The organism is Streptomyces sp. WM6372 (assembly GCF_001279655.1).
Lineage (GTDB): Bacteria > Actinomycetota > Actinomycetes > Streptomycetales > Streptomycetaceae > Streptomyces.
The window spans coordinates 1-13,934 of the sequence record NZ_LGDB01000213.1; the positions used below are offsets into that span (position 1 = coordinate 1).

General features: G+C 69.6%; 11 protein-coding genes and 1 pseudogene. 10 read left to right on the top strand and 2 right to left on the bottom strand.

From position 1 onward, the window contains the following. Window positions 1-1,025, top strand: a 1,025-nt coding sequence (locus tag ADK52_RS28950; protein ID WP_053692803.1) for an ABC transporter permease, incomplete at its 5' end; no start/stop codon positions are given. Window positions 1,026-1,383: 358 nt separating this feature from the next. After that, the gene (locus ADK52_RS28955) at window positions 1,384-2,193 is read left to right on the top strand and encodes a DeoR/GlpR family DNA-binding transcription regulator (RefSeq protein WP_053692804.1); all 810 of its coding nucleotides are present in this window, start codon (window positions 1,384-1,386) and stop codon (window positions 2,191-2,193) included. A gap of 35 nt (window positions 2,194-2,228) precedes the next feature. On the opposite strand, the pseudogene ADK52_RS40555 reads toward ADK52_RS28955, so the two are convergent. After that, window positions 2,229-2,595, bottom strand: a pseudogene (locus ADK52_RS40555) (response regulator transcription factor); the annotation flags it as partial. Between the two features lie 699 nt (window positions 2,596-3,294). Here ADK52_RS40555 and ADK52_RS28965 point away from each other — a divergent pair. The 6 genes from ADK52_RS28965 (at window position 3,295) to ADK52_RS28990 (ending at window position 9,950) form a co-directional block, all read left to right on the top strand. Then, window positions 3,295-4,404 carry a heparin lyase I family protein gene (locus tag ADK52_RS28965; RefSeq protein WP_053692806.1) on the top strand — a complete coding sequence of 370 codons (1,110 nt, stop codon included), beginning with the start codon at window positions 3,295-3,297 and terminating at the stop codon, window positions 4,402-4,404. 98 nt (window positions 4,405-4,502) lie between these two features. Continuing rightward, window positions 4,503-5,552: a galactose-1-phosphate uridylyltransferase gene (gene galT, locus ADK52_RS28970; protein WP_053692807.1), complete on the top strand. Its 1,050-nt coding sequence runs from the start codon at window positions 4,503-4,505 to the stop codon at window positions 5,550-5,552. Window positions 5,553-5,636: 84 nt separating this feature from the next. Then, the gene (gene galK / locus ADK52_RS28975) at window positions 5,637-6,770 is read left to right on the top strand and encodes a galactokinase (protein WP_053692808.1); all 1,134 of its coding nucleotides are present in this window, start codon (window positions 5,637-5,639) and stop codon (window positions 6,768-6,770) included. Between the two features lie 108 nt (window positions 6,771-6,878). Further along, on the top strand, window positions 6,879-7,685 hold the full coding sequence (locus ADK52_RS28980) for a DeoR/GlpR family DNA-binding transcription regulator (RefSeq protein ID WP_053692851.1): 807 nt from the start codon (window positions 6,879-6,881) through the stop codon (window positions 7,683-7,685). A gap of 125 nt (window positions 7,686-7,810) precedes the next feature. Continuing rightward, on the top strand, window positions 7,811-8,056 hold the full coding sequence (locus tag ADK52_RS28985; RefSeq protein WP_053692809.1) for an ATP-binding protein: 246 nt from the start codon (window positions 7,811-7,813) through the stop codon (window positions 8,054-8,056). 142 nt (window positions 8,057-8,198) lie between these two features. Continuing rightward, window positions 8,199-9,950: a glycoside hydrolase family 35 protein gene (locus tag ADK52_RS28990; protein WP_053692810.1), complete on the top strand. Its 1,752-nt coding sequence runs from the start codon at window positions 8,199-8,201 to the stop codon at window positions 9,948-9,950. Between the two features lie 82 nt (window positions 9,951-10,032). Here the strand turns inward: ADK52_RS28990 and ADK52_RS28995 are convergent, their stop codons facing one another. Next, window positions 10,033-11,487: an RICIN domain-containing protein gene (locus tag ADK52_RS28995; protein ID WP_053692852.1), complete on the bottom strand. Its 1,455-nt coding sequence runs from the start codon at window positions 11,485-11,487 to the stop codon at window positions 10,033-10,035. 498 nt (window positions 11,488-11,985) lie between these two features. On the opposite strand from ADK52_RS28995, the gene ADK52_RS29000 reads away from it, so the two are divergent. Both ADK52_RS29000 and ADK52_RS29005 read left to right on the top strand, forming a co-directional pair. Next, on the top strand, window positions 11,986-12,912 hold the full coding sequence (locus ADK52_RS29000) for a carbohydrate ABC transporter permease (protein WP_053692811.1): 927 nt from the start codon (window positions 11,986-11,988) through the stop codon (window positions 12,910-12,912). Between the two features lie 40 nt (window positions 12,913-12,952). Further along, window positions 12,953-13,921, top strand: coding sequence for a carbohydrate ABC transporter permease (locus ADK52_RS29005; protein ID WP_053692853.1), 969 nt, complete (start codon window positions 12,953-12,955; stop codon window positions 13,919-13,921). Window positions 13,922-13,934: the final 13 nt, after the last annotated feature.

Below are 13,934 nucleotides of genomic sequence, written 5' to 3' on the forward strand. Positions count from 1 at the left end.
CCACCCAAACGCCGGCCACCACCGAGAACCTCCCCGCTCCGGCGCGGAAGACCGCAGGAGGCCTGCTCGCCTCGCTCGGCGGGCAGAACCTCAGCCTGATCGGCGCCCTCGTCCTCGTCCTGGCCCTCTTCGGGTTCCTCAACGACAACTACCTCAGCCTCGCCAACATCCAGGTCATCGGCGAGGCGGTGACGATCACGGGGCTGCTCGCCATCGTCCAGACGGTCGTGATCATCTGCGGCGGCCTCGACATATCCGTCGGCTCCCAGGCCGGCCTGGCCTCGGTCGTGAGCGCCATGGTCTTCACGTCCGGCGGATCCAACCCCTACCTCGGGATGGCCGCCGCGATCGGTATCGGCATCCTCGTCGGTGTGGTCAACGGCGTCGCCATCGTCTACGGCCGGGTCAACCCCACGATCGCGACGCTCGCCGGCCTTGCCGCCTACAAGGGCGTGGCCCAGCTCGTCTCCGACGGCCGCGCGCAGGGCTACGTCCTCAACGACCCCCTCTTCGTGTTCCTCGGCCGGGGCAAGATCGCCGGGGTACCGGTGATGATCTGGATCCTGGTGATCGTGGCGCTGGCGGTGCACGTCATGCTGAAGTACACGGACATCGGCCGGAACATCTACGCGATCGGCGGCAACGACACCGCGGCGCGCCTGGCGGGCATCAACATCAACAAGTACCTGGTGGCCGTCTACGCGCTCATCGGTGTGGTCGCGGCGGTCGCGGGCATCCTGCTGACCGCGCGGACCGGCTCGGGGCAGCCCGTGTCGGGCAGCGAGGGCCTCGAACTCAAGGCCATCACGGCGGCGGCGCTGGGTGGCTGTGCGCTCAAGGGCGGCAAGGGCGGGATCGGCGGCACGCTCCTGGCCGTGGCGCTGCTCGGCGCGCTGGAGAACGGTCTGACCGTCGAGGGCATCAACACCTTCTGGCAGAACGTCGCCCAGGGTGCCCTCCTCGTCGCAGCCGTCGTCATCCAGCAGCGCCGCAGCGGCGAAAGGGCTGTCGGCCTGCCCCACTGACACGGGTGCGCACGACGGCGGTACGGCGCGGTCGGTACGGCGGGTCCCGCCCCCAAGGAGGGGCGGGTCCCGACGGTTGAAAAATGCCTCCGGTCTGAAGCACGATCAATCACACGGAGGGCGAGGGGGATCGGGTTAAGCCTTTCGGTACGCACCGCCGCTATTCGGCATAAGTGCTCGCGCGGACAAAAGAGTGGGGTCGGTCGCCGGCGCCGGTCGATCGGATACACAACCCGGCAAATCCGCCCTGGGGTACGAAGGTTCGACGAAGGGCCTGCGAACCACTTGCCCACCCTTATTGGATGCGGTGTACAATTGATCTCTGTCTGGAATGTGCTAGAGATAATTGGGTGGGACTGTGACGGAGTCGGCACCGCTGGCGGCCCAGCGGCGAGAAGTCATCCTCGATACCGTGCGCCGCAAGGGGGCGGTACGCGTTGCCGCGCTCGTGGAGCAGCTCGGGGTGTCCGACATGACCATCCGCCGAGACCTGGACGTGCTCGCGAGGGCCGGGTCGGTCGAGAAAGTACATGGCGGGGCCGTGAGTACGTCGGGCACCACGTCCGACGAGCCGGGTTTCGAGACCAAGTCCACCCTCAAGTCGGCGGCCAAGGCCGCGGTCGCCGAAGCGGCCGCCCAGTTGGTCCAGCCCGGAAGCGTCGTGGCGATCTCCGGTGGGACGACGACGTACGCCGTCGCCCACCGGCTGCGCGACATCGCGAACCTGACCGTGGTGACCAATTCCCTGCCCGTCGCGGAGCTGCTGCGGTCGTTCGGGGCGGAGGACGGCTCCGCGGCCCCGACCCTGCTGGTCACGGGCGGAGCCCCCACCAAGTCCGCCTCCCTGGTGGGGCCGTTGGCGGACCAGGCGATCCGCTCGCTACAGGTCGACCTCGTCATCGTCGGCGCGCACGGCGTTTCCGAGCGGGCCGGGGTGACCACCCCGAACCTCGCGGAGGCGGAGACCAACCGTACGCTGATCTCCGCCGCGACCCGGCTGGCCGTTGTTGCCGATCACAGCAAGTGGGGCGTCGTCGGGCTGAGTCGGTTCGCCGACCTGTCCGAGATCGACTACTTCGTGTCCGACGACGGACTCGCCGAGCAGGCGCGCACCGTCCTCGGCGAACAGGTCGGCCGGCTGATCCTGGCGGAGACGCAGGGGACGTGAGGGACGAGCGGCGCACCCATGAGCGCTGAAACCGGTCAGGGCTCGAAGCGGTAGCCGAAACCGCGGACGGTGACGATGTGCTCCTGGCCGATCTTGTGGCGCAATCGCTGCACGTGCACGTCGACGATCCTGTCGTCACCGCTCCCAGGCACGTCCCGCACTTGCTCCGGCACCGCGGTCCGTGACAGGACCACGCCCGGTCGTGCGGCGAACGCGAGGACGGGTTTGAGTTCGGTGGGCGTGACCCAAGGGCTTCGTGACGTAGTCGTCGGCGCCCGCCTCAAGCCCCACTACGACGTCCACGGGATCGGTCCGCGCGGAGATCAGCAGCACCGGTGTGCGGCTCTCGGCACGCATGCGCTGCATCAAGCCGACTCCGACGAGGCCGGGCAGGGCTACATCGTCGTGGCCCCGCCCATCGTCCGCCTTAACCCGTATTGATCCGGTGCCATGCGCGCCGGCGCCGCGAATCATTCCGAGCAAAATGGCATTTCTGCACTCATGTGACGGGGTGTCGTAAGTTTGGCCATGCATCAGGTGGGCGTCAGGTAATTGTGGCGGTTCAGAAGACCGCTTGAAATCCATTACGCCGCACACCACTTGGAGCGGCGGGCGGCGGCCGACGGTGCAATGTATTGGCCGACACCTCTTGGCCGCATATACGGCGTGGCGTTATGGGCCGCCGTACGGTCGCACAACAGGAAAGCGGGAAACGGCGACAGCGCCGGAACAAGGACGGCTCGTGGCCGGCCGTGCTCCACGAACGCACCTCGCTCCGGAACGCCTGCGCGGTGGTGACGCCGGGGCCGCCGGTGACCTCTGTTCACTCGGCGTCACGCTGTACCGGGCCGTCGAGGGAGCACGGCTCCCGACCTGAGCCCACGCCCGGACCCGAAGTCACCCTGGTTGCCGGTCCGTCCCCCGCGCGAGTGTGAAGGCCCTGAGCGGGTCCTGCCGTACCGGGCTCTGTCGCCCAGTTCCCCGCTGTGACCCGACGGTCTCCGTCGAAGGCCTTGTCAGCTTCGCCGTCCCGTCCCGTTCCGTCCCGCCGCCGACCGTCGGCCTTAATCTTCGACACCCTCTCCCGCAAGGACACATGCCATGCCCCACGCCATACCGCTGTCGCCCGCCGGCCGGTCGGCCCGCCTCTTCACGGCCTGCACCAGCGCCCTGCTGGCCGCAGGCCTGGCCGCCGCCTCCCCGGCAGTCGCCGCCGATTCCGTGTCGTACGACTTCGAGTCTCCCTCCCAGAAGTTGCCGTTCATGGCGATCAACGGCTTCGGCCGTGTCCTCGTCGGGCCCGCGCCGGGCGGGAGGCCGGGGCAGGCCGTGCGCGTGAACATTCCCAACGACGGACGTTCGTTCAAGTCCGAACTGGTCATCAAGGGCCTTGACGCGGGCAGTCATCGCTTCAGCTTCGCCAACTACCTGCCCGGCGACTGGCAGGAGCGGGACCTCGACACCATCGTCGCCCAGTGGTTCAGCACGCAGGATGACGGCGGGGACATCAAGCCCGTCGTGGCACTCTCGGTCCACGGCGCCGACTGGCAACTGAAGGTCCACTGGATGACCAACGGTGAGATACAGGAGACCGTCATCCCGCTCGGTGCTGCGCGTCCGGGTCATTGGAACCGGTGGACCTTCGACATCACGTGGTCCTCCGCGGGCAAGCCCGGCTCGATCGCCGTCACGCGGGACGGCGTCATCGTCGGCTCGCACCAGGGCGCCAACAACTACCACCGCGGCGAACCGCCCCACTTCAGGATCGGCGCCTACCGCCCCAACTGGCGTCCTGAGAAGGGGCCGTCGAAGCGCGTCGGGGCATCCGAAGCGGTCCTCTTCCTCGACGACATCGCCATCACCAGCACGACCGCCGGCCCCGGACCGGACGTCCATGCGACCACACCGGGGGGCGCCGCCTCCCCTTCGGCGTCCCCGGCGCTGTCGCCCAGTCCGACTCCCACGGGATCGCCCGCCATCTCCTCGTCCGCCCGGGCCGACGAGGCGCCGGTCAACGGTGACACCGCTCCTGATGCGACTTCACGGGAGGCGGGGACCGACGCAACCGCGCCCGGGAGGGCCGACCGGATCGGCGTCGTCGGGGGCGCCGTGGGCGGCGCCGGGGCCCTCGCAGGCGGCGCTTTGGTCCTGCTGCGGCGGCGCAAGGCGAAGGGCTCCACCCGCAGCGCGCACCGCCGGGGACGCACCTGACAGGTCCAAACGTTGACTTTAGTTGTTTTCTGTTTACTCTTGTCGACGTATGGCTCGCGACAGCGCCGTACCGTACTCCGAGAGACGGGCACGTTTCCGTGAAGAGAACCTCGACGAAGCTCGCGGACGGCCGCGAGCTGATCTATTTCGACCTCGACGAGAGCGCCGAGCGCGACACGGTCGACCGGCGTGCGCTGGAGTCCGTCGACAGTCATCCGGAGCTGCGCCTGGATCTGGCGACCGGGGACTGGGTCGCGATCGCCTCGCACCGGCAGGGGCGGGCCCACCACCCGCCGACCGACGCGTGTCCCCTGTGCCCCTCGCGCAACGGGCGTCACAGCGAGATACCGGCGGCGGATTACGACGTGGCCGTGTTCGAGAACCGGTTCCCCTCGCTGGCGGGGCGCTTCGGACGCTGCGAAGTCGTGTGCTTCACGCCGGAGCACGGCGCGAGCTTCGCCGACCTGACCGAGGACCGCGCCCGGCTCGTACTCGACGCCTGGACGGACCGCACCGAGCGGCTGTCGTCATTCGCCGGCATCGAGCAGGTGTACTGCTTCGAGAACCGCGGCGCGGAGATCGGCGTCACGCTCGCGCATCCCCACGGGCAGGTCTATGCCTTTCCCTTCGTCCCGCCGCGGACCGCCAAGATGATCGCCGTCGCCGACACGCACCGGGCCGTCACCGGCGGGAACCTCTTCGAGGACCTGCTGGCCGAGGCCCGGGCCGCCACCTCGCGCGTGGTCCTGGCGGGGGAGCACTGGACGGCGTTCGTCCCCTATGCCGCCCGCTGGCCGTACGAGGTGCACCTCTACCCCCATCGCCGCGTCCCCGACCTCACCCACCTCACGGAGGCCGAACGCGCCGAGTTCCCCGGGATGTACCTGGAGCTGCTGCGCAGGTTCGACCGCCTGTTCCGTCAAGAAGGAGAGCCCGCGCAGACGGCTCCCACCCCCTACATCTCCGCCTGGCACCAGGCGCCGAAGACCGGCGGCCAGGAACTGGCGCTGCACCTGGAACTGTTCACCGTGCGCAGGTCGGCGGGCAAGCTCAAGTTCCTCGCCGGGGTCGAATCGGGCATGGACTCCTTCGTCAACGACGTGTCCCCGGAAGCGGCTGCCGCACGGCTGCGAGAGGTCGCGTCATGAGCCGGTACCTGTTGACCGGGGGAGCCGGCTACATCGGCAGCGTGGTCGTGGCCCACCTCCCGGCCCTGAACGCGAGGTGACCGCATGATCGAGGCTTTCCGGCGCATTTACGGTACGCATCCGGAGGGGGTCTGGGCAGCGCCCGGCCGAGTCAACCTGATCGGCGAGCACACCGACTACAACGACGGCTTCGCGCTGCCCATCGCCATCCCCCAGCACACCCTGGTGGCGGCGCGGCGGCGCCAGGACGGCCGGTTGCGGCTGCACAGCGCCCAGGGCGACGGCCCGGTCATCGACCTCCACGTCGCCCACCTCACCCCCGGAGCCGTCACCACCTGGGGCGCCTACCCGGCGGGGGTCGTCTGGGCGCTGCGCGAATCCGGACACGGGCTCGGGGGCGCCGACCTGCACATCGACAGCACGGTGCCCGCAGGCGCGGGCCTTTCGTCCTCCGCCGCGCTCGAGTGCGCGGTCGCCTTCGCCTACAACGACCTCTACGGGCTGGGCCTGAGCGCTCCCGCCCTCGCTCTGATCGGCCAGCGTGCGGAGAACGGCTTCGCCGGCGTGCCGTGCGGGGCCATGGACCAGTTGGCCTCCGCCTGTTGCACCGCCGGGGCGGCCCTGCACCTGGACATCCGCGCCGGCGCCCACCAGCAGGTCCCCTTCGCCCCGGAGGCTCAGGGGATGAGCCTGCTGGTCGTCGACACCCGGGTGAAACACGACCTCGGCGACGGGGCGTACGCGGCCCTGCGGGCCGGGTGCGAGCAGGCCGCACGTCTGCTCGGGCTGTCGGCACTGCGCGACCTCACTCCCACGGACCTGTCCCGGGCGGCCGCAGCGCTCCCCGCCCACCTGGTGCCCCTGGTCCGGCACGTGGTGACGGAGAACGCACGGGTCGCCGACGCCGTCTCGCACCTTCGGGCCGGACACCTGGCGGCGTTGGGGCCGATCCTCACCGACGGCCACGCATCGCTGCGCGACGACTTCCGGATCTCCTGCGCGGAGAGCGACCTCGTGGTGGACACGGCCCTGGCGCACGGAGCCCTCGGGGCGCGCATGACCGGTGGCGGTTTCGGCGGGTCCGTCATCGTGCTGGCGGAGGAGGGCCGGGTGGAGGCCCTCGGAGCCGCCGTCACCACCGCGTTCCGTGCGGCGGGGTACCAGACTCCGCACCTGTTCCCGGTCTCCCCGGCCGCGGGCGCCCGGCGCATCGCATGAGAACGAGGTGAGGGCGGGGCCCGGCGACGTAGACTGTTCGTTCGTGAGGGATGCCGTGTGACTTCGACGGCCAACACGGACGGCGCGCAGAGGAGTGGGGACGAGATCGTGACCGAGTCAGCACGCCTCGCACCCCAGCGGAGAGCGCTCATCCTCGACATCGTGCGCCGCGACGGTGCCGTGCGGGTGGCCGATCTCGTGGAACAGCTGGGCGTCTCGGACATGACCATTCGCCGCGACCTCGACGTGCTCGCCCGCACCGGTTCTCTCTCGAAGGTGCACGGGGGCGCCATCCGCGCCTCCGTCACCACGGGGGACGAGCCGGCGTTCGAGACGAAAGCCGGTCTCGAGTCGCGGGCCAAGTCGGCGGTGGCCGAGGCGGCCTCCGCCCTCGTGAAACCGGGCAGTGTCGTGGCCATCTCCGGCGGGACGACGTCCTACGCCGTAGCCGCCCGGCTTCGGGACGTCGCGGGTCTGACGGTGGTGACCAACTCCCTGCCGGTCGCCCAACTACTGCGGCCCACCGGAGCCGAGCCCGGCCCCGCGGGTCCCACCTTGCTCCTGACCGGCGGCACTCCCACCAAGTCGGCCTCGCTCGTCGGACCTCTCGCCGACCAGGCGATCCGCTCCCTCCAGGTGGACCTGCTCATCATCGGCGCCCATGGCGTGTCCGAACGCGCCGGCGCGACGACTCCGAACCTCGCGGAAGCCCAGACCAACCGTGCGCTGATCGACTGCGCCACTCAGGTGGCCGTGGTCGCGGACCACACCAAATGGGGCGTCGTCGGTCTCAGCCGGTTCATCGCGCTTTCGGAGATCGACTACTTCGTCTCCGACGACGGCCTCGACCCCGAGGCCTGCTCCGTCCTGAGGGATTCGGTGGGACAGCTGCTCCTGGGCACCACCCAGCTCTGAGGCCGGGGGAGTCCGTCCCCTACGAGCGACCTGTTCGCTGATCACGTACGGACACGGTCTCAGGCAGGGTCGATAGCCTGGATCTCCGCTTCGCAGAGCTCGCGACCGAGCTGACCACCAACGCCGTGCGCCACGGCGGCACCCCGGCCCGGATCACCATGGTCCCGCGGTGTCCCGGCACCGGCCAAAGGGTGGTGCGGCCGGAAGTCGAGGACTCCGGACCGGGTTTCGACGCCCGCTCCCGTACGCTCCCGGTCCGCGTCGAGAGCTGCACGGGCCGCTGCCTGCTGCTGGTGGACAGGCTGAGCAGCGCCTGGGGAGTCCGGCCGACGGCCACCGGCCAGCTCGTCTGGGCGGAGCTGCCGACCTGACCGTCCGCTGCCCGCGGGACGATCCATGAGAGTGACACACGCAGATGGGGTTGCCATGTCCTCGATGTTTACGCAAACATTCAGAAACGGCGACAGTCCCGCGCGCGATCCGCGCATTCCTGCTCAGTTGAGGAGCACGCGCATGCCCCTTCTCCAGATCGAAGACGACGGATTCCGGCTCGACGGCGATCCCTTCCGCATCCTCTCGGGCGGACTGCACTATTTCCGCGTCCACCCCGACCTCTGGGCCGACCGGCTGCACAAGGCCCGTCTCATGGGGCTCAACACGGTGGAGACGTACGCACCGTGGAACCTCCACCAGCCGCGGCCCGACGAGTTCCGCATGGACGGCGGCCTCGACCTCGGCCGGTTCCTCGATCTCGCCGCCGCCGAGGGGCTGCACGTGCTCCTGCGGCCCGGTCCGTACATCTGCGCCGAATGGGAGGGGGGTGGCCTGCCCTCATGGCTCCTGGCCGACCCGTCCATGCGGCTGCGCAGCCGCGACCCCCAGTTCCTCGCCGCGGTCGACGACTACTTCAGCCGGCTGCTGCCCCCGCTGCACGAACGGCTCGCCACCCGGGGCGGGCCGGTGCTGGCCGTGCAGGTCGAGAACGAGTACGGCGCGTACGGAGACGACACCGCGTACCTGGAACACCTCGCCGACTCCCTCCACCGTCACGGCGTCGACGTCCCGCTCTTCACCTGCGACCAGCCGGCCGACCTGGAACGAGGGGCGCTGCCGGGAGTACTCGCCACCGCGAACTTCGGCAGCCGGTCGGCCGCGCACCTCGCCACCCTGCGCACGGCCCGGCCGTCCGGACCGCTGCTCTGCACGGAGTTCTGGATCGGCTGGTTCGACCGGTGGGGCGGCAACCACGTCGTCCGCGGTGCGGAGCAGGCGTCCCAGGAGCTCGACGAGCTGCTCGCGACGGGGGCCTCCGTGAACTTCTACATGTTCCACGGCGGCACGAACTTCGGCTTCATGAACGGTGCCAACGACAAGCACACCTACCGGCCGACCGTCACCTCCTACGACTACGACGCCCCCCTCGACGAGGCCGGAGACCCGACCGAGAAGTACGCCGCCTTCCGCGAGGTCATCGCCAAGTACGCCCCGGTCCCGGCGGAGTTCCCGCCCGCACGTGCCGCCAAGTTCAGCCTGGAGGCGGTACGGCTGACCGAGAGCATCGGTCTGCTGGACGCCGCGCCGGTCCTCGGAGACGCCGTCGCCTCGCGCCGTCCGCTGACCATGGAGGAACTCGGACAGGACTACGGCTTCGTGCTGTACGAGACGGAGCTGCCGGATGCCGGGCCCGCCCTGCTCGAACTGGAGCAGGTGCGCGACCGCGCCCAGGTCTTCCTCGACGGCCAGGCCGTGGGGGTGCTGGAGCGGGAGAGCCACGAGCACGCCCTGACTTTCGCCGTCCCGCGGCCGGGCGCCGTCCTGACCGTTCTCGTCGAGAACCAGGGGCGGGTGAACTACGGCGAGGGCATCCACGACCGCAAGGGATTGCTCGGCCGCGTTCTGCTCAACGGCTCCCCGCTCGACGGATGGACCAGCCGTCCGCTGCCGCTCACGGCCCTCGAGGACCTTCCGTTCGGCGCCGGGGCGGTCACGCCGACCGGGCCGGCCTTCCACCGGGGCACCTTCGACGCGGACCGGCCGGCCGACACCTTCCTCCACCTCGACGGCTGGAGGAAGGGCAGTGTCTGGGTCAACGGCTTCGCCCTCGGCCGCTACTGGTCCCGGGGCCCCCAGCGCTCGCTGTACGTCCCCGGCCCGGTGCTGCGCAGCGGCGCGAACGAAGTCGTCGTACTCGAACTCCACGCCCCCGGTCGTGAACGAAAGGTGGCCTTCCGGGACGCGCCCGACCTCGGCCCCGTCGAGGATTGACCGCCCCGGCGGCCGTGCGGGGCCGTGTCCCACGCCGTGGGTTCACACGGCCCCGCCGGTTCCGGGGCGGAGGCGGGACGGGTCAGACGGCCGAGCTCCGCCACGTCTGGTTGTCGCCGCCGTTGCACGTCCACTGGACGAGCCGCGCGCCGTCGGCCCAGGAGCGGTTCGCGACGTCGACGCACTTGCCGCTGTGCTGGGCGACGAGCCGCATGCCGGTCGGGCCTGCCTGGGCCGACTTCCATTTCTGCCCGGGCGCGTCGCCGCAGGTGGTCTGGATGACGGCGGCGCCGTCGTCGGGGGAGGCGTCCCGGACCGCGAGGCACTTCCCGCTGTGGCGGAGCATGATCCGTACCGTGCCGTCTCCCACGCCCTGGAACCACACCTGCTGGTTGACGCTGCCCGCCGCGCAGGTCCACTGGATCAGCGGCGCGCCCTCGGCCACCGACCAGTCGGCGGCGTCGGCGCACTTGCCGCTGTGCGCGGCCGTCAGGGTGTGCCAGTCCCCGATGCCCCGCACGGTCCCGTTCTCCGTGGAGACGATGATCTGCGGGTAGTAGTCCATGGACAGGGTGGTCCTGGTCGGGAACTTCAACGGGAGCCAGATGTACTGCGAGTCGTTGACGGTGCCGCCCATCGAATTGCCCCAGCGGTCACCCATGTACAGGTGGGTGGTGACACCGGACGTGCCCTCGACGGGCAGCACGAAGGCCGTCTGGGAACCGTAGGTCCTCCCGTCGCCCAGGTCCCGCAGCGAGCTCCAGGTGCCGGTGATGCTGTCCGCCGTGCCGTACTTCTGCTGGTTCGGGGACCAGCCGGTGGCACCGGACGTCACGAGGAAGTAGACGCCGTCGCGCTTGAACAGGGCCGGAGCCTCGCGCGACTGGCCGGCCCACAGCTTCTGCACCCGGGTTTCGATGCCGGTGTAGTCCGCGGTGAGCCGGTAGACGTGCAGGTCCGCGTTCTCGTTGGCGGCAGAGATCATGTAGCCGGTGCCGTCGGTGTCCACGAAGGTCGTGATGTCCCGCGACATGTGCCCCAGTGGCCGGAAGCTCCCGCGCCAGGCGTAGTCGCCGTCGACCGTGGAGGAGACGGCCACCGCGGCGCGGGCCTCGCCGTAGTCGGTGGCGCTGCCCTCCTTGTGCATCCACATGACGAACTGTCCGGTGGCGCGGTTGTACATCACCTTCGGGCGTTCGATGTTGGCGGTGGCCAGCTCCGGGTGGCTCGCCTGGGACAGGACGTGGCCGCGGAACTCCCACGTCTTGAGGTCGGGGGAGCGGTAGGCGGAGACGTACCGGAAGCTGTTGTCGGGGTTCCGGTCCTCACCGAACCAGTAGTAGTACTCGTCCACCTTGATGACCCCTCCGCCATGGGCGTGGACGGGCCGGCCGGCGGGATCGGTGAACTGCGTCGCGTTGATGAGGGTGATGGGGGAGGGGGAGGCGGCGGCGGTGCCGAAACCGCCGAGGAGACTCGCGAAGAGAGCGGCCACAACGGCGAACAGGGCTGCCAGATAAGGGGGGTGACGTCGCATGAGTACCTCGCGATTGCTGGCGGTCAAGGAGACGTCCTTCGGCGGATGCGCCCAAGGCTTCGGACCCGGCGCTGAAGCCGGCCCCGGTGAAATCGGTGTTCCACCTCTGTAATGTTTACGTAAACACTCAGCGGTTGGCTGTGAGTCTGGGAGCCGCGTCGGGGCCTGTCAAGCAGTCGGACGTGAATCGTCACAGCCGGCCCGCATGGCGACCGGTCACCCAACTTCGCGTCAGGCATGGAGGGTTGGTCGGAACGCCTCGGCCGGGTGCACGTGAACGGCGCATCGGCGGGCGGGCGTCTCCGTTTGGCGGCTCGTTTTTCGGCCGGCGGGCGCAAGATGCTTGACGCCCCCCACCGGGAGTGCCACGATCGCGGGACCGATGGTTACGTAAACATTTCTCATCAGGTCCTGCCGCATGAGGCCGATTCCGGCCCGGAGTCCAGTCATCACGTCCCTCCGTCGCGGACCTGTAGGTCACTGACACAAGGACCCACCATGTCGCTCCTGCCGGCACCGGCAAAGGCAGTCCCCCCATCCCGTTCCCGTTCCCGTTCACGCGCACGTCGGAGCGCCCTCGTCGGCTGGGGGTTCGCCGGACCCTTCGCAGCGGTGTTCACCCTCGTTTTCCTGGCTCCCATCGGGTACGCGTTCCATCTCAGCCTGATGCGCGACCGGCTCATCGGCGGTACCTCCTTCGTCGGCGCGGACAACTATCTCCAAGCGCTGACCGATGCGCGCTTCTGGGAGGGATCGGTCCGGGTGGGGCTGTTCCTGCTCGTCCAGGTGCCGGTCATGCTGGGGATCGCGTTGCTCGTCGCGCTCGCCATCGACAGCGGCCGGTTGTACGGCAAGGCCTTCTTCAGGGTGGCCGTCTTCCTGCCGTATGCCGTACCGGCCGTGGTGGCCAGCCTGATGTGGGGGTTCATCTACGGCACCCGGTTCGGCCTGGTGGGCAACCTGAACGACGCGTTCGGCCTGGCGCTCCCGGACCCGCTCTCGCCCTCGTTGGTGCTCGCCTCCATCGGCAACGTCGTGACCTGGGAGTTCGTCGGCTACAACACCTTGATCTTCTATGCCGCGCTCAAGGTGGTCCCGCGCTCCCTCTACGAGGCGGCGGCCATCGACGGTGCCGGGGAGTGGCGCATCGTCACCGCGATCAAACTGCCGGCCATCCGCAGCGCGGTGGTGATCGCGACGATCTTCTCGATCATCGGCACCTTCCAGCTGTTCAACGAGCCGAACATCATGCAGAACCTCGCTCCCAACGCGATCACGACCGACTACACCCCGAACCTCTACACGTACTCGCTGGCGTTCTCCGGGCAGCAGCACAACTACGCGGCGACCATCGCCATCGTGATGGGTGTCTTCACCGCGGTCATCGCCTACGCGGTCCAGCTCCGCGGTATGCGGAAGGTCTGAGCACATGATCACTGACCCCACCGGAGTCCCCTCGGACACGATGGAGCGCACCGTCCACTCCGGCGCGGACTCGGGTGCCGCGACCGCCGGATCGCCCGGGCCCCCCGTCGCCCAACCGCCCCACGCGGCGCCGCGGCGGCGCCGCCGACGGGCCCACACCCCGCTCGACCCCAGGCCCAGCATCCCGCTGACCCTGGTGACCGGGCTGGTCCTCGTGTACACCCTCCTGCCTCTCGTGTGGCTGGTCATCAACGCGACCAAGGACCAGGAGGACCTCCTCGGCTCCTTCGGCCTGTGGCTCGGCAAGGACTTCCAGCTCTGGGACAACATCTCCCGCACGCTGACCTATGACGACGGCGCCTTCGTCCGCTGGACGCTGAACACCCTGCTGTACGTCGCCGCCGGCGCGGGCGGCGCGACGCTGCTCGCCGTCCTCGGCGGATACGCGCTGGCCGTGTACGAGTTCCCCGGTCGCCGAGCCGTGTTCGCCGTCGTGATCGGGGCCGTGGCCGTCCCGGGCACGGCCCTCGCCGTCCCCACGTTCCTGATGTTCAGCGGCATGGGCCTGGCCAACACGCCGTGGGCAGTGATCATCCCCTCCCTGGTCTCGCCCTTCGGGCTCTACCTGATGTGGGTGTTCACCGCGCAAGCGGTGCCTTCCGAACTGCTCGAGGCCGCCCGCATCGACGGCGCCGGCGAGCTGCGCATCTTCTTCCGGATCGCCCTGCCGCTGCTGATGCCGGGAACCGTGACGGTGCTGCTCTTCTCCATGGTCGCCACCTGGAACAACTACTTCCTGCCGCTGATCATGATCAAGGATCCGGACTGGTATCCGCTCACGCTCGGTCTCAACGCGTGGAGCGCCCAGGCCAGGACCGCGGGCGGCGAGCCCGTCTTCGACCTCATCATCACCGGCTCCCTGCTCACGATCGCGCCGATCGTCGTCGTCTTCCTCCTGCTCCAGCGCTACTGGCAGTCGGGCCTGGCCGCCGGCAGCGTCAAGGAATGACCGTCCGGCCCCG